The organism is Paenibacillus taichungensis (genome assembly GCF_013359905.1).
Taxonomy (GTDB): domain Bacteria; phylum Bacillota; class Bacilli; order Paenibacillales; family Paenibacillaceae; genus Paenibacillus; species Paenibacillus taichungensis.
Genome location: NZ_JABMCC010000098.1, coordinates 10,486 through 32,679, shown reverse-complemented (window position 1 = coordinate 32,679; position 22,194 = coordinate 10,486). Strand labels below are relative to the sequence as shown.

The window sequence follows — 22,194 nt, the reverse complement described above, 5'->3', positions numbered from 1 at the left end:
CAGAAAACCAGTTCGGAAAGTACATTGAGCATAAGATTTTTCAGCATAACAAACTAGACCAAAATCTTACGGAGGGTAAGGGAAATAATTGATCAAATTATAAAAGCAGTTCTTTACGAATATTGTCTAGATCTCTTTTAGACGGGATCGTAGAGATAATAACAACAGGCACGGTCTGCAATGTTACCGGGATATTACTAATGACAAAATCGATCTGATGTTGCTGCATCATTTCGTCGGAGAGCCCTTTCATTATGGAAGTATTGATGATCAGCTGATCCCCAATTTCCTTCTTGATCAAATCCGCTATGTAATGACGAATTGAAAATTCTTCTCCAATCACCAAGAAGGCCCTTTTCCTTTTATAACGTAAATTAGAACGAACAATTAAGGTTAGCTTGGTTAAATGAAAATTATTGTACAAGGCGGCAGGATAAGCTTTACTCCACGTTTGCATGCAGGTTTGCAGTTCTTGATAAAGCTGCTGGCATTCCTTTTGAACATAAGCCGTTAAATTACTTTGTGAAATCATCATCCATTCAGGAATTGCATTATCGATTAATAACTTGTCAAAGAACGCGTATATCTCCAATAGAAATCGTTCTTCCATCTCCAAGTTAGGGTATATTTTGGCTAGTAGCCTTAGAAGCAGATTACCCATTTGATATTCTTCTTTGTCCTTATGCAATTCAACTTCTTTCATCGGCGTTATTTCTGATCCTTCATAATAATGATATTGGCTGAGACTGACCAGGGATTGCATAAAGTAAATTTCACTATGGGGAAAATCAATGGAAAGCTTCTCTCCAAGACTCTTGGCGAGGGTCTTCACAGGTATATAAAACATCCCCTTTTCCCAAGGGTAAGCACTTTCGTCGATTTTTACGTATTTTCCTTTAGCGACTCTTTCCACAACAATGGCCAACAAAAAAGATAATCTCCGTTTGGAATTGATAAAATACACAATATTTTTCTCATTCTCAGTATTTGTGATTAACTGATTGATATATGCAAAATCGACATTCGCAAAGGGCCATCCTGTGAACTCATACGCATCACAATATAACTTCCAATAGAAATATCGAATATTCATTTCATTCCCTTTGATTGTCGGGGTTGAATATGTAATGCGTAACTTATACGCTTTTAGATCATTATTATTTAATTGTACAATCAGTTTCTTCAACGATGAGGTACTCATAAACATAACTCCGGCTAGCTCCTCCACGGACAGTCGATCCACATTGGTGAATAATACATTCATCAGTCGATAAAAGACGGTTTGTCTGAACATCGAAGAAATCACTTCACTCATCGTTTCACTTCGTCCATCTCGCCGAAGAACGATTCCCTTTCCTCTAGAAACTTCTATGGTTACAGTAGGAGGTAATTGCTTGCTGATTTCCTCAACCATTTTACGTATGGTTTTATCGGAGATACCTAAACTTTTTTCAACTTCAGCTAAGGTAAACCATCTATGTTCCGTATCAAGCAGCGTTAATAGTTGACTAGCTAATGTAAATCCCTTATCCATTTTCCCCACCCTATTTCAATTTAAATTAAATGTTATCGTGTTTTTGGCTAAAGAAAAATCGATTCCTTCATAAGGAAAGAATCGGCTTTTTAATGTGTTTAAATACGGTCTATGATAAACCAATGTGAATAAGCTTAAACTATCCCACCCGGTAGTTCAATCTATATACAAGCCAGCCCTTTTGGCTACACTATGGATAATATTTTCCTTTTTTACCCATAAAAAAATCCCCTCCGCTCAGCAAGATTAAGTCCATCTTAACAGATGTCTTTTTCTCTTGTTTACGAAAAGGGGATAACAACAATTCATTCTATAGATCTTAAACTTTAATATTCAATTTGTGTTTTCTTCATAAAGATTAAGATTTTTTTCAAATTGTTCTTCTAGATGCTCTGCGTATCTGACAACTCGTGGGGATTCCAACAACCTACCTACTACACAATATAATCCAATCAAAATACATACTGATAAAATGATTTCAACAATGAGTGGCATCATTCTCCCATATTCTCTCCTTGCCAGGTAGCGTCTAGTCCCAAGTTAGAATTGATTATTAGCTTCGTTATCCATTACCATTCAACTTGGTCGAAACGCATGTTTTTGTAGTAATACTCTCTGTCATGGTCGGTGATTTCACGAAGAACCCTGCAGGGATTACCCACAGCGATAACATTGCTAGGAATATCCTTGGTTACCACGCTTCCTGCACCGATCACACTACCCGCACCGATGGTAACTCCTGGCACAATCACAGCGCAGCTGCCGATCCATGCGCCATCCTCGATGACTACCGGTAGAGCAAACATTCCACCTTCTTTGCGCTTTTCTGGGTGTACTGGATGATTGGTTACAGCAATCGTGACGTTTGGACCAAACATGACATCGTTTCCAATCGTGACTTTATAGTCATCGACAACAGTTAAATTAAAGTTGATATAGACATTGTTGCCCACTGTAGTGTTTGATCCATACGACATCCGAATAGGAGGTTCCATCCAAACATTTTCACCAATACTACCGAAAAGTTGTTCCATCAGAGTCTTACGCATTTCAATATCATCGGGATGTAAGCGATTGATTTCATAACATAGTGCCTTTCCTCGTTGACGGGCCCGAGCCAGATCAGAAGCTTCCAGTGGATAATTCGCGTCGTGATCAGTAAACAGTTGTCGGCTTGCCATTCGTTCTGTAATATTCATGTCTTAGTCCCCTCTGCATTAAATCTAATCTATTTATTTAAGTTAACCTTACATTCTTTGACCGCTTTTTCTTAACCTACTGGTGAAAAAGTCCTTGTAATATTATTTAGCCATTTGTATTGGCGATAACGGTAAAATGCCAATGGCAACTTAATGATCTCATCCAAACTAATGACGATATATAATACCAGGGGTGATACGTGCCAGACAAAAGCACAGAGATAACCAAGCGGCAAAATAATACCCCACATTACAATCGAATCACACCAAAAGCCAAATTTAGAGTCACCTCCTGCAGTAAATATTCCTGAGATATTAGTTGCATTAATGGATTTAGCAATACAATAAAATGCACTGATATATAACATTCCATCCAAGTAGTTTTGAGATATGGCATTTAGATTTACTATAGAGAAAACAAGCGGTTTTATCAGAATAATGGTGCACCCTGCTATTATTCCAAATAGTAAAGCATAAAGATTCATCCTGCTTCCCACCTGTTTTGCTTTCTCGGTCTCCCCTTTACCTAGATATTTCCCAACCAGTATAGAACCTCCACTAGCAATACCTCCACACAATACAATGGTTAAATTCTTAACCACGGATGCAACAGAATTCGCTGCAACCATATCAGCACTTACATGTCCTATAATTGCGGCAGTCGCAGTTAGTGCCCCTCCCCAAACAATATAATTGCCTTGTACAGGCATGGTGTATTTCAGGAAATCCTTTAGGAGATTGTGCTGAATACCATCCCATATGGGAAAATGAAAACGAATCGATCCTCGCGTCACAGAATAAATAACACAGCAGCCCAACTCAATAAACCGAGCTAAAACTGTAGCGAGAGCCACCGCCATGATTGCCATTTCAGGTCTATCTGGGAAAAGTACAAAGATGCATAACGCATTAAACAAAATGTTTAAAATTAAACATAGCGAACTAATCCAAGCGCTTAGTTTTGCATTTTCCATACTTCTAATCACGCTGAGATACATTTGTGAAATGCCCATTGCAAGATAAGAAAACGAATTCATCTTTAAAAATATTGAACCATAACGAATTAATTCACTATCATTTGTAAAGAAACGCATTAACGTTTCAGGATATAAAAAAGATACTAAAAAGAACAAAATAGAAATACTAAATGAGAACAAGCAGGCCGTGCTGAGAATACGTTGTATGGTTTGAACATCTTTCTTCCCCCAATATTGTGCAGTCAAAATCCCTGCTCCCGTAGCCATACCCATGTAAAACAATGTTAATGCAAAGGTGATTTGTCCCGCTAACGATACGGCCGACATTGTAGATTGGCTAATCATTCCCAACATAACTACATCAGCTGATATAACTGTTGCTGAGATTAGATTTTGTAATGCAATGGGAATGACAAGCGTGATTAATTCCTTATTGAAATTTCGCGTCATAGGAGTAGTTAACTGTATGCGCTTTTTCTTTTTAACGTATATCCACTCCTCTCTGTTGCTTTCCATATTATCAAGATAGGATAAAATCATTGTCCTTTCCACAAATATTGGCTATACTTTTGTCAAAATCGTATATTTATTGGAGGCACTTTGTTGGATGGAAAATTTAGAAGTATTTTCTGATTTATCGGAACGATTGAATTATAATCTACCTGACCTACCCTTGTATGTCCGGAGAGGAAGCTTGAATCAATTTGATAATTTTGCAGCTGCCGCCCATTGGCATTCGGATATAGAGTTCATTTACATTCTGGAAGGCTCCATGGAGTATTCGATTAACGGACAGACTGTTAGTATAGAACAAGGAAATGGGATTTTTGTGAATAGCCATCGATTGCACTTTGGTTTTTCTCACACTCATTGTAATTGTTCATTTATCGTTATAGTGATCCATTCTTCTCTCATCGGGGAAGGTTCGTTCATACGAGCATACTGGGAAGAGAAGTTTGGTCCAAACATGGATGATTTTGTATTACTAGCTGAACAGATCTCCTGGCAGCACGAGATATTGTTATCCATTCAAGCGATCTATGCTGAAATGCACAATAATTTTGCTCCAAATCCATTCCGCTTAACTTCTCAGGCTTTATCTTTATGTGCTGGTATTGGAGATCACTTGCAACCGAAGGTGGGAGATATCCAAAATGTACAATTATGGACAAATATTCAGCAAATGACTCGATTCATTCATCAAAACTACGAACAAAAAATAACTCTTGAAGACATTGCATCCTCAGGAGCCGTTTGTCGAAGCCGCTGTTGTACTTTATTTAATAAATACGTGGGTCAAACTCCCAACAATTACTTAACTCGATACCGCCTTCATAAAAGTTGTGAGATGTTGAGGGAAACTAAAAGATCTGTAAGTGAAATCGCACTTGCCTGTGGCTTTCAAAGTGTGAGCTACTTCTCATCCCTTTTTCGTAAACACATTGGATTAGTTCCACTAGCATATCGAAAAAGCGACATAAATGGCTTAAGTAAAACGGAGAATTAAACCGAGTTATGCCCCATTCTCTAATTTCTCTTTCAGAATCGGATGGCGGATTGTAATTCGGGTGCCTATGCCCTCCTTGGATTCGATTTGTAATTTATACTCTAAACCGAAATAAATCTTTAACCGCTCATTGACATTGCGCAGGCCGACACCAGATCGCCCATTCATCTTCTGATCCTCAGATTCCTCCTCCAAGGCCTGTATAACTGAATCTGGTATTCCCTTCCCGTTGTCAGTAATGTCAATGACCAGATCCTGCTCTTCTATTCGTCCGGAAAGTATAACTTTGCCATGCTCGAAATTCCCACGTATGCTGTGTTGAATCGCATTCTCAACCAGAGGCTGTAGTAAAAGGCGCATGAACGTCATATTCAGCATATCCTCATCAAAAAAGTACACCACTCGCAGTGGCATACCGATTCTGGCCTGTTCGATTTGCACGTAGGCCTTCACCTGTTCAATTTCACGACCAACTGTCGTAATATCCTTGCCCTGATTGAGACTGAGCCGTAATAAATTGCCTAATGCGGACACCATTTCACCAATATCATTTCGTCCATGATTCTCCGCTTTCCAGCGGATCGATTCCAGCGTGTTATATAGAAAATGCGGATTGATTTGATGACTGAGCACTTGAAATTCAAGTTCTTTCTTGCTCCGTTCGGCTCGGGTAGATTGTGCAATCAAATCCTCGATTTTACGTACGATGCTGCCGAATCCACGAAACAGCCACCCGATCTCGTCCTTACGTTCTTGATGCGGGATGTACATTCCAAAATCGCCTTCTTCAAGCTTTTTCATCAGACGCACCAATCGAAGGACAGGCTGCGTGAAATTTCGGGTAAGATAAATAACGACGCCAATGGATACAAGTAAATAGACAATAATAATGACAAGAAGCAACCGATTCATCTCCATAACAGGCTCCACTAGAGCATCCATCGGCGTCAGACTGATAATCGTCCAGGGGAGGCTGTCCATCCGGACGAAAGTGATCAAATGCTCTTGATCATAAATCGACAATTTCTCAACGCCTTCGTTATACAGATTGCGCTTGGCTAGCAGTTGTGGAGAAGGTAAAACATCACCAGTCCATTCGTTTCCGGCCGAATCAAAAAGAATAGCCCCTTTTTCATCAATGATCAGAAATTTTTGCCTTTGCAGTCGTTTGGTAGGTGAAAAGAATCGGCTTAGGTGATTGTCAGCCAGATCCGTTATCACAATGCCGCGGGGTGTCCTGCTGTGAAGACTTGTGAACGTCTTGATATAAGACAATAGCGGGCCCCGATTCGGACCATCACTTACTGATAATTGCCAATATGGCATGTTACTGTCCGCTGCTTGCCGAAACCACTCTTCTTCACCAACCGAGGCAGATTCCTCCAAAGCTCTCATATACGTTGGATAATCTGCCGGAATTAGTGGATATACTCGAATCTGCAGCGCATCCATCTGTTTCTTCTTTTCATACACGATACTCAGCATATCAACGGAGTTCGTCTCTTCTTCCTTTTGAGTTAACGGTGGCCTCTCCAATAAATACTGCAATGTTTTGTCACCAATCAAGCTATTGATACCTTCGTTTAACTGAGCTAAATACGTTTCCACGTTTATCTTGGCTTGCTCCAGATAACTCATCGAGAATGTAATATTGGCTTGCTGAATGCCTTCTATTGATTTGGTATGGGCATATGCAGAGAATAGGATAAAGGGGATGATCGTTATCGAGAGAAAGATCAAAATCATACGGTTACGAAAGGAAGATGCCAGGCGCAGAAAAGCATTAATCATCCGAAATCCCCCGTAATCTACGGAATTCTTTTGGTGTTACCCCGACATGCTTTTTGAACAATTTTGAAAAGTGAACCGGATCCTTATAGCCAACTTCATATGAAACTTGATAAATCTTATATTTTATATCGCCCAGCAATTCTTTGGCTCGTATCATCCGGATACTTGTTAAATCCTCCAGAAAGGTATGACCCCGTTCTTTTTTGTACAGCTTGCTGAGCCAAATCGGTGTAACATGTACCATTGATGCGATGTATTGCAACGATAGATTCTCGTTGTAACGGGTTCGGATCAATTTTGCAGCTTCCTGCACAATTCTGCTGGATGAGTTATCCATTTTATGGAAATCACTTGCTAACAGATGCAAGTTTTTTTCTACATGCTTCTTTAGGGATTCCAGAGTGTCATATTGTTCCAAGCGTTCCCACAACCCAATAGGATCGCGTTCCCATGAACGGTCTGGCCAACCAGCGGATGCGGCGGTTCGATAGATGTTCATTAACCACTGGAATATTTGCTGTTGAATGTCCTTCAGACTTAAGAGCTCCCATGATTTAACCATGTCTTCGAAACCTTTCATGGATTCAATAATATCCTTTTCTGCACCATACCTGACCAGATCCAGCACTGCCGCCGGTTCGCGAATGGACATCTTCTCATTCTCAGTATCCATCTCATCAACGGATTCAGTGAACAACCGATTGCCCCCATAAATGACTTTCTGCTCTAACGATTCAACGCATTCAACGTACAAGGCATTAAGATGCTTTAGCTCCTTCGGTAAAGCACTTACTGCAATACTGGCCTTCACTTTTACGAATTGATTGATCCGTTGCAAGCAGATCTCAGCCACTGATTTGCATAACTCCAGTATTTTTCCATCAGGACAACTGATCACAGCCACCCAACGGTCCGTGGTATCCTTGAATAAAGCTGCGGGTACATTCAATTCTTCAGCCAGTGTCTGGCTGACCACGTTGCCAATACCGAATAGTACAAGATCCTTCTCAGCCGTCAGCATTTGCATTTTGACCAGCGCCTTCAGATCATCTCCTTCAACGACCATCATAAGCAAAGGAGACTCTTTCATCCAGTCCAAATGCAAGGACTTCAGCCGATGAATGATGCGGGTTTCTCGATACGGATTATATTCATTTTCTACCACTTCGCGCAGAAGTTCTTCTTGCAATATGGGAACGGCGAATTGAACCTGGTACGCAATATTCGTTTTATTTTGCTCCTCTAGCCTCTCCCGCCTGATGTGATCCGTTGCCTTGCGCACAATCCGTTCCATCTCATCCATGTTGATGGGTTTCAATATGTAGTCGATAGCCCCCAGGTGAATCGCCTGCTTTACCAGGGAAAAATCATCATATCCGCTAATCAAAATTGCTTTCCAATCTTTAGGTTCCCTCATCTGCAATTCACTGAGCAGTTCAAGTCCCGACATCCGGTTCATTTTGATATCCGTAATGATCAAATCGGGTTTGTACTCCTGTGCAATCTGTAGTGCTTCGTCGCCATCGGAGGCAGAACGGACTGTTCCAACTCCATATTCATGCCAAGGAAAGCGCTTACGAAGACCTTCACGAATTTCATACTCGTCATCAACAATTAACACATTAATCATGAAGTAAACCTCCCGGAAGTTAGTCAGGGTGATTCGACGCCAGATTCAGATCGACTTGCCGCTGCACCTCGTCAATGATTTTATCAAGCCCGATGTTCTGTTGTTTTATTCGGTAATCCGATACCGCCCCCTTAACATCAGATACCAATCCGAATTCAATGGAACGACCCATATCTTCATACAACTGTACCCGTTCTTCAACTTCCTTGCTGATCGCATAATCACTAAGCAGCAAACCTTCTAACGGCGAATCCAAATTGACTGCTATTTTGGCAAACCGCGCTTCCTCTCCCCAGAAATCCCCAGGGTATGTCTCCGTGGACCTGATGAATCGCGAATTCCAAAGCGCCCATTGTCCGCCCCAGCCCATATAGTTGCTTGTCGAATCACTTAAGTTGTGCGGATATACCACCTGCTCCCCGTCCATCTGATACGTCTTGCCTTCAATGCCGTAGATCACTAAGTCATACAGTTTTCGATCGGTCTCCATCATATCGAGAAATTGCAGCACCAATTCAGCATGCTCCGAGTTACGGTTAATGGCAACAACGTTCGAAATTGGACTGCGGTTGACCTGTTTCTTATCCGGGTACAGAAGAGACATTTGCTGGCGATAGTTTGGATCAACAAATCCCTGATCAGCAGCATGTGCCCATTCATGCGAGGTAAGTGTAAATAACACTTTACCGTTGCGCCATTGATCGGAACTATCTGCTCGGTCAATCAGTGATTCTGGACTCAAAATCTTGTCTTCATACCATTTCTTGCTCATCACTGCGGCTTCCACATAGAAGGGTTGCTGCTCAATGGCCTGCACTTTATGATTAGGATCATTCAGATTAATACCTAGTCCATGAAACCCCAAATCCAGCCACTCCTCCCGCACGAGATAGAATGGAAGTGCTGTTATACGAGTCACTTTACTGTTCGGATATGCGCGCTTTAGTTCATGTAAGAGCACGTCCACATCTTGAACCGTCTGCACCGATTCCGGTTCCCGATAAATCCCCGCTTTCTCTGCGAGATCTACCCGCCATCCGGCATATGGACGTTGATTCATTTTGATAGACCAAGGCAGTCCGACAATATCTCCGTTCATCGTAGTAGATCGCAGGTTACCATCCATCTGATATTTTTTATAGAGATTTGGCGCATACTCGGGTAAAAGTTTATCTAAGGGCATATAAGAACCCCGCGAAGCCATCTCTCTGAAGGAAGAATCCGAATCAAAATTAAGGTCCCACCGATCACCGGCAGCAGCCATAACTAGAAGTTTCTCCGGATATTCAGGCCAAGAAATGAAATGAATAGAAAACTTTACATTCAGTCCTTTGTCTTTTACGTACTCGCTGACTGCCGTCCATACTTCATCGGTCGCTGCTTTTTTCTCTCCGCCAAAATAAAACTTGAGTGTCACTTCCGGCTCACTGGGAAGATTAGATGATGTGAAAAAATCATTGATATCTGCCCCCGGGCTGCCCATGCATCCCGACAATGCCAGAGCTATGCATAGTAGATAGGGTGCCAGCCACCTCTGGAATCTGAAAACGGAACTCTTCATTTAATCCCCTTCCATTTCTGAAATACGGACATCGCCATCCATTCAAGATTTCTATATCAAAAAAAGCATTCACCCGTGTTCACTGTTTAAATATACCCACTTCTTTTTAGTAAAACAATGGAAATCATATATCTCATCCAGTTTAAAGGATGTACTTCTTCCACCAAATAAAAGGAGGGGTTATTCTCCCCTCCATCTGCATTTACGAACGATCAGATTTCTTTCTCCATCCATTTCATGTACCAAAACTTCCTGTTGTATCAAATAGTACTGATTCCCCTATCTTTCGTTTGGATGTCGAGATCCGCTTCTTCAACTCGGATAAATACAAATCTTCGTCAATTGGAAATTCAACGGTTTCGCCAGTCCAACTGGACAAATGCATGGCGTTCGACAACATTAAGCTATGGATGCCTTCCTCACCGTCCGCAATGAGCGGTGTTCCGTCCAGGATCGCCTTCCCAAATGAAGCGATGATCCCCATATGCTGGCTATTATCCCCTTCCGCTGGAACAACCGATACTTCAACCGACGGCGATGTAAAGCCTTCTTTCGATTCGAAACAATATTCACGTTCGTTCTGGCTGAGCTTATGCAGCGTCAGTTTACCGTGTTCACAGACCAGCTTACCCATCTCCAACGTAATCTCAAGACGATTTGTTCCTGGTAAATCCGCAGTTGTGGTTACAAATACGCCTGTGGAACCGTTCGGAAATTCCAAATACGCCGTCACATCATCTTCAACCTCAATATCATGCCACTTGCCTTCATGGCAAAAAGCACGTACTTTCGAAGGCATGCCGCAGATCCATTGGAGCAAGTCGATGTTATGAGGGCATTGGTTGATGAGCACTCCACCACCTTCACCAGCCCAAGTTGCGCGCCAGCTCCCCGAATCATAATAAGCCTGAGTTCTGTACCAGTCAGTAATGATCCAGTTCACCCGTTTGATGGCCCCAAGCTCGCCGCCTTGCACCAACTCGCGCATTTTCCGATACATTAGATTTGTTCGCTGATTAAACATCATACAGAAAACGACGCCACTTTCCTGAGCCTTCTCGTTCATCTCTCTTACCTGCTTTGTGTAGACTCCGGCCGGCTTCTCGCACAAGACATGTAATCCTTTGCTGAAAGCTTGTATCGCAAGTCTTGGATGATCGTAATGCGGTGTAGCGATAATAACAGCATCACAAAGACCACTGTCTATCAGTTCTTCCGGGCTATTAAAATAGCCTAATGTATCCGGTAAATACATCTTGGAAGCCTTAATCCGCTTTGCATCCATGTCTGATACGGCCGTAAGCTCCACCTCCATTACGGTGCCATTAATCAATTTTTTCGCATGGTCCGATCCCATATTCCCCATTCCGATAATACCGATACGTAATTTTTTCATGATCGATCTCCTTTTCCTCTAGCGGTAACCTAGAGAAGCCAAATTATTGTAGCTCGTCTGCAAACAATCGAATGGACTCGTCTGACATACGTCCTGCTCTACGAGCAAATATTTCGTATTTGCACTTTCAAGCGCTTTCAAAATTCCTGTGAAATTCATGTTACCTTCCATCACCGGTTCCATTTGCTTATCCGAACCCATGTCCTTCAAATGCACGCAATGAAGCCGGTCCTGTAATTTGTCGATCCATTCGCATACGTCAGCTCCGGCAGCATGTACCCAATACGTATCCAGAGTAATTCCCAGTTCTTCGGGTGAGAAATCTTCAATAAGACGTTCGATCATACGCTTGCCATCCATTTTCTCAAACTCGAAGTGATGGTTGTGATACATAAATAGCTTTCCGGATCTGGCGATCCGCCCAGCCGCTTCCCGGAAATCACTCGCGAAATATCCGTACCAATCCAGTGACCGATATTTATCCGGCATAGCTCCAATACCGATATAATCGCAGCCAAGAATGTTATGCTCCTCAATCACTTGATCGGTTTCATACAAAATCCGCTCAGGACTCGTATGCGTCAGAACAATTTGGAGCGCTAACTCGTCACACATGGCTCTAAGTGTTTCCGGCTTGATTTTACCGATTGCAGAAACTTGGATCGATGTGTAACCCATCTCGGCAATTTTTTGCAATGTACGTTTGATGTCGTTTTCAGTTTGAAGAAAAGAACGTACCGTGTACAACTGTGCACCTAAAATCACATGAAACAGCTCCCTCTCTACGTTTGGAATGTGTCTACATTAATTAATTATAGTTCTGACATGTAGATATTCCATTGTAAATCGGAGCAATTACATTGCAAATATAGCGTCGATCTATTAGACTAACTTTACACCGAGTGGAAGAGGTGATTGAATGAATACTGTCAATATCCATACCGAATCGTTAATTCTTCACCACGCTGTAGACCGTAAGAAGACTGAACAATATGCACTTCACTGTCACAATTACTACGAGGTGTTCTATTTCGTTGCCGGTGATGTGAGCTATCTTGTAGAAGGCAAACATTATGTTCCCAAGCCCCACAGCCTCTTGCTAATTGCTCCCCACGTTTTTCATGGGGTCAAAATCGAAAGCGACATTCCCTATGAGAGAATATCGCTCCATTTTGTACCTGGCTTTCTACCTCTTGAAAACCAGTCAGTCTTATTATCTCCGTTCCATCCTGATGACGCTTCGGCTGACATCTATTATATGGATAATGGGAATCAGGTTATGTTTCCTTTTTTCAAACAATTGATCGACGCCAGACATGCTGACGAAGCTATTCGTGAATTGTCGCTTCGCGTGCGTCTCGAATCACTTCTATCACAAATATTGATAAGCAGCTATTCACTCAAAGGGACATCTGAATCTCTATCATCCACTAAATCCGTATCAAAAATTATTGCTTATCTAAACGATCATATTACCGAATCTATTAAGCTGGACGATTTGTCTGCTGCATTCTACATCAGCAAACATCACCTGAACAAAATGTTCCGGAGAGCAACAGGCACAACGGTTGGCAATTATGTCATTCATAAACGGGTCATTATGGCGCAAAACTTGATATCACAGGGCCAAACAGCCAATTCCGCAGCATCAGCCGTAGGTTTTCACGATTATTCATCTTTCTTCCGCGCTTATAAAAAGGTTCTCGGCTATGCACCTTCTGTCAAACAAAATACAATGCTTCTCAAGTGATGGATTTATCGTTCTGTAATTTGATTTAACATTCAACCATCACTGTTTTATTTTAATAACTCACCTTAATGGTCTTGATTTCAAACGGTTTGAAAACAAGGTCCATATTAGAATCCAGGCTTTCGAGCGTTTCTTCCAACATATTAGTTATTTCCATTTTGTCAAAAGAGATATTTACATCCCAAGAGGTGATTGTATATGCTCCTTCTGCCTCATACATTCGAATGACAAATCCTCTATCATTATTCTCTAACGGTTTGATGGCTTCCACGAGAATATTATCAGCCTCTATCGATAAAAGACTGTTTTGCTGAAATTCCCCTTCCAAAATAAGCGGCTTCATATTGAATTGATATGCAGGATGCACAACATTTTTCGCCCAAAAGCTACCATCATGAGGTAAGAAAGAATAACTGCATTTATGTAAGCCTTTATCCCCTCGAGGATCTGGACGATTACCTCCCTTATGTAGTGAGAGTTGCATGCTTGAATTTTCCACACTGATTCCATACTTACAATCATTCAATAAGGCGGCTCCATACCTTGCTTCGGACAGATCCGTAAATTTATGATTCACCACTTCAAATTTAGCTTTTTCCATAGAATTATTTCTTGTTGTTGGACGTTCAATATATCCAAACTGTATCTCCTGTTTTGCAGTATTTGTAAAAATAGATGTATCAAAAGCTGTTTTCAAGAAACGATGCTCGTCTTGCCAATCAATCAAAGTATCGAACCTCACTTGAAGACTGTCACTATAGAAAACCATATCCTGAATGATGGTTGTTTTCACTGTAACTTGATACTTGCTTCGAATACGTATTTCAATAGGACCATTAGAAATCAATTCTCTTGAAATCATTGCAGCAGAATCCGCGAATTTATACTGGCTATCCACATCCAGATCCCAATTATCCCATGCAGTTGGTACATCTTCAGCTATAAGGAAGGTGTTGAATGCATAGCCTTCACCGCGGAGTTCCCTCTTGGCTTTTTTGTCAAAGAATGATTCAATATAACCTTGATCATTAAAAGTAACTTTAATTAATGGCGCTTCTAATTGATTCCCATCCAAACCGAACGCTGCTTCACCTCCAGGCTCACCTTCCTCCAGTGTTAATACGATGCTAGAGAAAGCAGGAATCATGACTTCTACGGCTAGCTTCTTGTTACCGTGAATGTCGGCAGTCACTTGTTGAAGATAATCTCCTTGCACCTTTAAACCTTCAGTATAATCTAGATACACTACTTCACACCGGTCAAAAGATAAGGTATTGATAACCGTTCTAGATTGTGATTTGTTCTTAGGTTTAATCAATTCTTGAATGTACTCGGCCGATTTTTCAATGATTGCAGATGTTTCAGCTAAGGATTCATCATGGACACGAGCGATACTTGTACCTGGCAAAATATCATGAAATTGATTAACTAGCATATCTTCCATCAGCGGACGAATTTTCTCGTCACTGGCTATAGTATTTTTCCTAATAGCTTCCCTTACTGTTACATATTCTAGGTTCCTTAATGAAATTTCAGCTAACCTGTTATTTCTTTTGATATTATGTTGACTGGTTAATGTTCCACGGTGTAGTTCCAAATATAATTCTCCGCTATAAATGGACGGATCTATTGCAGTTTCTTCGAGTTCTTTCATGAACTCGCTTACTGTAGTGTGATTTGCTTTAGGAATCCCTTCTAAATCCCGAACACGACGTGCCATTTCAATCATTTCAAATTGTGGACCTCCCCCACCGTCACCAAAACCATAGGCTATTAACCTTTTGTTTGTAACGGATTTTTCCTTAATTCCCCTCATCTCTCCCCCGGCAACATAATCTACCAAGCTTGCAGCATCAGGCCATATATGAGTTCGATTAAAATGTACGAATATTCTCGACCCATCTAGTCCTTTCCAAATAAAGGTGTCATACGGGAATACATTCGTATCATTCCAGTCCATTTTAGTTGTCAAAAAATATTTTATTCCGCAGCCCTTCATAATTTGAGGCAAAGAAGCGCTATAGCCGAACGTATCCGGTAACCAGAAACAATCCGAACGGTAATTAAAATTCTCCTGCGTGTATCGTTGTCCCCAAATAAATTGGCGGATTAAATATTCCCCATTAGGCAAATTACAGTCACTTTCGATCCATACCCCTCCATTGGGTTCATACCTGCCGTTTATAACCTGTTCTTTGATCCCTTCAAATACTTCAGGGTAATGCCGCTGAACCATTGCCGTATGGTATGCGGAACTTTGTACAAATTTATATTCATCGTATTGTTTCATCAGATTTAATTGATTGGCATAGGTTCGAGTACATTTCTTCAATGTCTCGTCTTTATGCCACAACCACGCTGTATCCATGTGAGAGTGTCCAATAATTCCGGCACTTGGTGCGGATATAGAATTTTGATTTTTTAGTAACTTTTGCAGGATCGGGTGTGCTTTTCGTATAGCGCCCATAAAAGTATCGTAATCTACATTGTCGTAATCGTAGTACAATACTTTATGCACTTCGATCAGATGGGCAACGATATTGCTTCTCACGAAGTTGTTAGAGTCCAATCTAGCAACAACTTGATTAAGTGTTTTTAAGTCAAAATAAAATGCGCAAATTTCATCATTCTTGGTACATATGTCAACGCTTTCATATACATAAGTAAAGTTACCCTGACTCTCTGTTTCCAGAGGTGCCACACCCGGAAAATCATGATGAGCATAGACTTCCAAAGCGATCTCTATATTCTCGCCACCTGTTACCTGTTGTTTTAACATGTCACAGTAATGGTTACCATGGCTGTTCACAATGATTTTCGAGCAGAAAATGCCAGACGGTACACCGTCGACCCACATCATCATTTCATATCCTCCGATGTGAGGATACAAATATAAATTTTGTCCGGCGAGACTACTGAGTACTTTGTAGCTTCCTTTAAACCAACAGTATGTTTTTTCCCCTTCCCATATATCCCCCTTCTTGCAATCCTTAAAGTTCGATTCGTCTGGAATCGTATATAGAGATTCTGTTGTATGGTATTTTTTCATTGGCACTTCATCCACTTTGGTAAACATAAGCGGTTCAATGGTCTTGGTAAATCGAACTAACTTCCCGAGCATCCGTTCTAATTGTCTATCTGGCATCATATGAGTACCCTCCATAACATGATTTGGTAGGCTAGCATTCATTCTTACTTCAAGTATAAGCGGAGTAATTCCTGTCAATTCAACGATCTCGTTCTCTCTTTTATCTTATATCACATCAAGTAGAATAACCGCTGATCATAAGACCAACGGTTATTATTCCCCCTTCGGGTTACTTCAGACTTTCGCGTAACTCTAGCGTTTTTTTGTTCCAGGCTTCGGTTTCCGGAATAATATCGTTAATATCTCGATCTCCAAAAATAATATCGTTCAAGAGGTTATTGTAGTTGTAATCTCTCCATCCGACGACAGTCAATCCTGACTGGATTCTAGCATTTTGTTGTGCAATTTTTACCGCTTCAATGTTCTTCCCCTCCCATATTGGAGCTTCATCGTAATAAGCGGTAATTTCCGGATCGTTAACCGACGCATTTGCCCCTTGGTCAATCTTCCATTTTTGCGCTTCTGGCGTGAATTGGAAGCTTAGCCACAGGAACGCCGCCTCCTTTTGTTTGGAGCCCGCAAGCATGGCAAGTGGTCCATAAATGGAATAACCCGGCTGGCTCACTTTCCCTTTGGGGAACGGAAGCACATCCCATTGAAAAGGCGCCTTCTCCTTCAATGTCGGTAGTACCCAGTCGCCACCAATTGCAAAACCTGTTTTACCGTTTATGAAATCCTTAGTCACATTTCCGTCTGCTTCTGCGGCTGCGTTGCTCTGCATGGAACCATCCTTGGTAACCAGCTCCTGAAACCACTTCACTTCGTTCATGATCTCTGGTGTATTCAGCAAACTTTGTGTCATATCTTCGTTCATGTATTGGTGGTTCGCAGCATAACCATCCGCAATCGCTTTACTGGAGAGCATGCGCATTTGAATTTCTGGTTGGCTAGTCACGCCATACTCGCCTGCATTCGAATCGGTAATCTGCTTAGCAATATTCCGGAAATCATCGTAGGTCCAATCATTAGAGAGCATATCGACGCCATGCTTGGCAAGTAAATCTTTGTTCACCAAGATCCACATCGGTACATCAACCATCGGTATCGCCAGCCTTTTGCTGTTGAACGTCATGGTGTCCAAGAAACCCTCAGGAAATTTCGCATTCTGGAATATTTCGCTTTCCTCAATGTAAGGTGTTAAATCTTCAATGAGACCCCCCTGCTCAAAAGCCACCAAATCGGTATCGATCTCGGTCACATCGGCAGGCGTGCCGGCCGCTTCAAGTGATGCAATGATTTCCATGATCGGTTGCTTATTGACCGGAATTTGCTCAATGGTTATCCAAGGATATTTCTGATGGAAGAGTTCATATAACTCGTCATAAGTGCCCTCTTTCCAGGAAATGAACTTCAACGTAACCGGCTCCCTATCCCCATCCTGACCCGTCTCCGTTACTACAGTGTCATTCCCTGCTGGAGGTGAACTCTCCTTATTCCCGCTAGTCCCTGAATTTCCACTGCAACCCGCCAACATAAATGTCAGAGACAAGACTGCAGCCAATATTGATGTTCCTAACCGCTTCTTTTTCAAGCTTTTCCCTCCCCATTGTGATCTTATTTGTGTTCTTTTCTTCAGAGATACAGACCGTCCACAGCCACTAGCGGCCAGCATTCCCCCTTTCCAATGAAGTCAAAAATCACTTCATCTCCCCAGTAGTGATCTACTCTACAATTCCAGTTCGTTCAATTCCGGTGATGAACCAGCGCTGGAGGAACATGAAAATCAACATCGGCGGGAAAATAATGAGGAATGCCGCTGCCATTTTGGTTCCTTCCGTAACCGGGTTATTAACCGACTCCTGGCTGCTGAGCAGAGAGGGATTCAATACTTCTTCCAGATTGTCCAGACGTATCGACAACGGTGTGAATCCCTTGGCCAAAAACATGGATGGTTCATAATACATGTTCCAATACCAGATGAAGGAAAAGAGAAAGACGACGAGACAGGCGGACTGAGCCAGTGGCAGCATAATTCGGAAGTAAAGTCGGGCTGCAGATGCACCGTCAAGCTTTGCCGCTTCTTCAAGGCTAGGGGGCTGGGATTTGAAGAATTGGCGGAATATGAGAATAAACAGTGCTCCCTTTAAACCCTGGCCGAAGATCGCAGGTACCAGGAATACAAACAACGAATTTAGCAGTCCTAACTTGCTGAAAATAACATACAGCGGAATAATGATGACCTGTGGAGGTATAAGAAAGGTCAATAGTACCAGTGCTGTAATTAGTCCTTTGAAGGGAATAGCCAGCCGTGCAAGTGCGTATCCGGTCATAGAACAGATCAGCACCTGAACAAGTGAACAAGTAAGAGCAATCACCGCCGTATTCCGCAATGCTTCCGGGTATTGTAAGCCCTCGTAAGCCTTTGTCAAGTTCTCCCATGTAACGACGCGGGGAATCCATTTCACAGATGGGTCCAACAGGTCACTGACCGTCTTTAACATCGTGGTGATCATGTAGAGAAGTGGCTGTAGATACAAATACGCCACAATAGACAGCAGCACATAAATGATCAGTTTAGCTAACAACCCGTCTGACAAATTCCTGCCCATAAGCAGAGCTTTAAGCTTTTGCGACTCTCTCCGCCACAGCAGATCTCTTACATTATTTTTGGCCCGATCAAACCATAGTTCTTCTTTCATGATCTTCTCCCCCTCTGGCGCATGCTGCGGCTGAACATTCCGAGTACTATCGCGATCAGGACAAAAATGAATCCGAAATAGATCCAAGCCAATGCACTTGCATATCCGTATCCGGTATCCACTTTGAACATATTGTCGCGAATATGCTTCAGCACTGGATTGAGAGGGAAGGTGAAGAGATCTATGATGGTATAGAGTACATTAAGGCTTATAAACGGAATGCTGGCAGGTAGCGTTATTTTCCAGAAGCTGTCCCAAGGCGATGCCCCGTCAATCCGTACTGCTTCATAAATAGATGGAGATATCGTCTGAAATCCGGCGATAAAGATCAAGATCTGTACCCCCGAATACCAGAGAATTAGGACAACGCGACCCAGCACTTCCATGATCATCTTCGCCATTTCGCCTCCGACATATTGCTTCACTAACGGTTCCAGATTGTATTGATCCAGAAAGGGGATATCGCCTGCCCCCTGCGTAAACAGCTCCGACAACACCTGACCAGTGGCGAAGATGACAGGTAAAAAGAATAAAGCGCGATAGATGAATCTTCCGGGAAACTTCTGATTCAGCAGCAGCGAAATAAGCAGAGCGAAGATAACGATAATCGGAACCATCAACAACATTTGCTGAAAATAGGTGATCATCTCGATCGGGAACACATTGTCCTTTAGGAAAGCATCCCGGTAATTTTGAATGCCGATCCAGTCATATTTAAATCCGCCCGGCACCACCGCCACCTTGTGTAGTGACATGAACATTGACCAACCGATGGGTATAGCTACGAACACACTGAATCCGATCATCCAGGGCAGCATGAAAAGCAAACCAACGCCATAGCGCTTGAATTGGTATTGAAGCGCCTTCTTCTTGTGTTCTTGCAACTGGCTCATCGGGCAGCCCCTTTCTCCACCTTGAAGCTCTTGGCTGCATAATCCACAATGACGCGAGTTCCATTCTCATACGTGGTCATATAACGTTCATCACTTATTTGTTCGTGATCAACAATCCTAAGCGAATAAAGATCACTTAAGCTATCAAATCGTCCGTATTCCTCTACAATGCGGCTTTCCCACTTGTCGAATCTGCTGCTGTATAGACCATATACAGGTGTGTTTTTCAACTTCCGGGAATCATCATGAGTGACGAAAAAGGATGGCAGCGCTCCATATTCTATCGCCTTCAAAAATTCGGTATCCTCATCATCGCGCAGATTTCCTGCTTCAAATGTGTAAGGTACGTTGCCGTGCAGTGCGATTGGGTAAAATGGAACGGTCTCATCGATCATGAAATCGTAACTAGAGGAGGATGCCATTCCGTCAATGAAATCAGTGCTGCCAAGCACATAAGCATTGCCGCGTTCAACGCTGGTCGATCCCAACTCCTTACGGGTGTAATCAAGTAAACCATTGTATACGGTCTTCGTATATTCTCTTGTACGGATGCCGGACAACTCATAGTCATGCACAAGAATCTCGCCCAATCCGCTGTAATGGATCCCGTTTACTCCAATATCTTTTAACTTGTCAATTGTTTTTGCTGCACTTACTGCCGTATATACTGGTTTAGCAAGATACCACCCATCAATGTTATAAGCCGTACCATCAATACCGCGAATGGCGTCTGTTTTGCCAGAGAATGATGACTCGCTGTCCACCCATAAAAAGTCCTCTTGGAAAGCAACATCAATACCTGATTTCTTCATCGAGGCGACAAAGGATTTAGCACCAGTCTCACCTCCGAGCGAACTCTCAATTGGGAAACGCTTCTCCATGTTGTAATCGCCCTCGTTCTGCCAGCCATAAAATATGGTCTTAAGCGAAGCGACACCCTGCTGTTGCAGCCGCTCTACAATTTCAGTCGCTTGATCAAACGTAGTGGTAGCAACATACTGCACTCTTCCAAAAGCCTTTTCATAATTTCCGCCCATCAATTTCAGGTAGAGGGGAACATGTTCTACCGGTTCCAAAGCTTCTCCCAACTGGCCGGATTCTTGTAAATAATCTCGGTAAGCACTCGCCATTCCGATATAAGAAGCTTGCTCCCCATTCAGAAAGCGGTACTCTACCTCACGGTCCAGGTCCAATTTTTGCTTCTGAATAGCCTTGCTTGGAGTAGCCAACCTACTCATTCTATATAAATACTCTTCTCGGTAGATTTGACTCGAGTACACATTGTAGAAGGATGAGCGTTGTCCAGGTGCCATTGCGACTACATTAGCAGAATCCTCGCCCTTCCTCATGACAGCGACATAAGCATGATCTCCACGTTTCAACCCAAATACCGGATAAGCGATATTCTCTCTGTTCTGAACCATTAAATTGATATTCCCTGCATTGGTCAGTTCCTGGCCATACACCTGATGGATGTACCCTTTGGAAAGGCTTGCCTTTGCCGTATCATAGCGGATCAGTCCGCCTGGACCATCAGGCACAAATAAATATCCATCTTCATTAGCCATAGCAGCGCCGAAATGAGGCAGGACATCCATTGAAAACAACACGTGATCTCCTTCTTCGCGGATTCCTGCTGCCGGCACTTTGACCTTTAATCCGGATTCCGTTAATTCGTATTGAATAGCAAAACCAATGCGTTTGTCAGGAAACCAGTATTGAATTTGAAGTCCTTTCATATCACGGATCATCGTCGTCTCTAAACCGGGCGCTTTACTGTTCAATGTTTCCCTAACCGTTTGGTCTGCTCCTTGCGTACGTACATGGGTTAATACAAACGGAGACTGCAAATTATCTAACAGTTGCCCCTTGACGCTCTCATCCGCGAGCTCAACTTCAGTCGGATTGCTGGTCCAACGGTATCCGCTTCTTTTGTCCAGAACGTAGATTTGCGTATTGAGCGGATTCACATACAGGGCGTACTGATCGTTATCTACCGCAATTGCATAACCATCTGCTTGTGCAGCAGGCTTCCATCTTCCACCTTGATAGAGGGAAGCTTTCTCTGGTATCAGCACTTGTATTCCAGTAGCGGCAAAAATCTCCGTTGTACTCTGCTGCCATGGTTTTATAACCAACACGATGAGCATCAGACCAAGCACCAGCACA

At 42.4% G+C, this 22,194-nt stretch carries 15 protein-coding genes; 2 read left to right on the top strand and 13 right to left on the bottom strand.

The window, feature by feature from the left end:
• Nucleotides 1–97 precede the first annotated feature (97 nt).
• From HP548_RS04525 to HP548_RS04515, 3 genes are all read right to left on the bottom strand, one after another.
• On the bottom strand, nt 98–1,534 hold the full coding sequence (locus HP548_RS04525) for a helix-turn-helix domain-containing protein (RefSeq protein WP_076291401.1): 1,437 nt from the start codon (nt 1,532–1,534) through the stop codon (nt 98–100).
• Between the two features lie 569 nt (nt 1,535–2,103).
• Nucleotides 2,104–2,733, bottom strand: coding sequence for a DapH/DapD/GlmU-related protein (locus tag HP548_RS04520; RefSeq protein WP_076291402.1), 630 nt, complete (start codon nt 2,731–2,733; stop codon nt 2,104–2,106).
• Between the two features lie 71 nt (nt 2,734–2,804).
• On the bottom strand, nt 2,805–4,226 hold the full coding sequence (locus HP548_RS04515; protein ID WP_246317930.1) for an MATE family efflux transporter: 1,422 nt from the start codon (nt 4,224–4,226) through the stop codon (nt 2,805–2,807).
• Between the two features lie 91 nt (nt 4,227–4,317).
• On the opposite strand from HP548_RS04515, the gene HP548_RS04510 reads away from it, so the two are divergent.
• Nucleotides 4,318–5,217, top strand: coding sequence for an AraC family transcriptional regulator (locus tag HP548_RS04510; RefSeq protein WP_175381028.1), 900 nt, complete (start codon nt 4,318–4,320; stop codon nt 5,215–5,217).
• 6 nt (nt 5,218–5,223) lie between these two features.
• On the opposite strand, the gene HP548_RS04505 is transcribed toward HP548_RS04510, so the two are convergent.
• The 5 genes from HP548_RS04505 to HP548_RS04485 form a co-directional block, all read right to left on the bottom strand.
• Nucleotides 5,224–7,008, bottom strand: a complete 1,785-nt coding sequence (locus HP548_RS04505; protein ID WP_175381027.1) for a sensor histidine kinase — start codon at nt 7,006–7,008, stop codon at nt 5,224–5,226.
• Complete coding sequence (locus HP548_RS04500; protein WP_175381026.1) at nt 7,001–8,638, bottom strand: response regulator; 1,638 nt, start codon at nt 8,636–8,638, stop codon at nt 7,001–7,003. Before HP548_RS04500 ends, HP548_RS04505 begins: the two co-directional genes overlap by 8 nt.
• 19 nt (nt 8,639–8,657) lie before the next feature.
• Entirely contained in the window at nt 8,658–10,199 is a 1,542-nt protein-coding gene (locus HP548_RS04495) for an extracellular solute-binding protein (RefSeq protein ID WP_175381025.1), read from the bottom strand.
• A gap of 235 nt (nt 10,200–10,434) precedes the next feature.
• Nucleotides 10,435–11,595, bottom strand: a complete 1,161-nt coding sequence (locus HP548_RS04490) for a Gfo/Idh/MocA family protein (protein WP_175381024.1) — start codon at nt 11,593–11,595, stop codon at nt 10,435–10,437.
• Nucleotides 11,596–11,613: 18 nt separating this feature from the next.
• Nucleotides 11,614–12,360 carry a TIM barrel protein gene (locus tag HP548_RS04485; RefSeq protein WP_175381023.1) on the bottom strand — a complete coding sequence of 249 codons (747 nt, stop codon included), beginning with the start codon at nt 12,358–12,360 and terminating at the stop codon, nt 11,614–11,616.
• A gap of 154 nt (nt 12,361–12,514) precedes the next feature.
• Between HP548_RS04485 and HP548_RS04480 the strand changes: the two genes are divergently transcribed.
• Nucleotides 12,515–13,345 (top strand): helix-turn-helix domain-containing protein, encoded by an 831-nt coding sequence (locus HP548_RS04480; protein WP_076291409.1) that lies wholly within the window; start codon nt 12,515–12,517, stop codon nt 13,343–13,345.
• A gap of 52 nt (nt 13,346–13,397) precedes the next feature.
• On the opposite strand, the gene HP548_RS04475 is transcribed toward HP548_RS04480, so the two are convergent.
• The 5 genes from HP548_RS04475 to HP548_RS04455 form a co-directional block, all read right to left on the bottom strand.
• The gene (locus HP548_RS04475; protein ID WP_217504618.1) at nt 13,398–16,493 is read right to left on the bottom strand and encodes an alpha-mannosidase; all 3,096 of its coding nucleotides are present in this window, start codon (nt 16,491–16,493) and stop codon (nt 13,398–13,400) included.
• Between the two features lie 169 nt (nt 16,494–16,662).
• A complete protein-coding gene (locus tag HP548_RS04470; protein ID WP_175381022.1) occupies nt 16,663–18,024 on the bottom strand; it encodes an ABC transporter substrate-binding protein in 1,362 nt (453 codons plus the stop codon).
• Between the two features lie 130 nt (nt 18,025–18,154).
• Nucleotides 18,155–19,132: a carbohydrate ABC transporter permease gene (locus tag HP548_RS04465; protein WP_064637608.1), complete on the bottom strand. Its 978-nt coding sequence runs from the start codon at nt 19,130–19,132 to the stop codon at nt 18,155–18,157.
• Nucleotides 19,129–20,025, bottom strand: coding sequence for a carbohydrate ABC transporter permease (locus HP548_RS04460; protein ID WP_157258433.1), 897 nt, complete (start codon nt 20,023–20,025; stop codon nt 19,129–19,131). Before HP548_RS04460 ends, HP548_RS04465 begins: the two co-directional genes overlap by 4 nt.
• The gene (locus tag HP548_RS04455) at nt 20,022–22,193 is read right to left on the bottom strand and encodes a DUF5696 domain-containing protein (protein ID WP_175381021.1); all 2,172 of its coding nucleotides are present in this window, start codon (nt 22,191–22,193) and stop codon (nt 20,022–20,024) included. The genes HP548_RS04460 and HP548_RS04455 overlap by 4 nt, the downstream gene beginning before the upstream one ends.
• Nucleotide 22,194 lies beyond the last annotated feature (1 nt).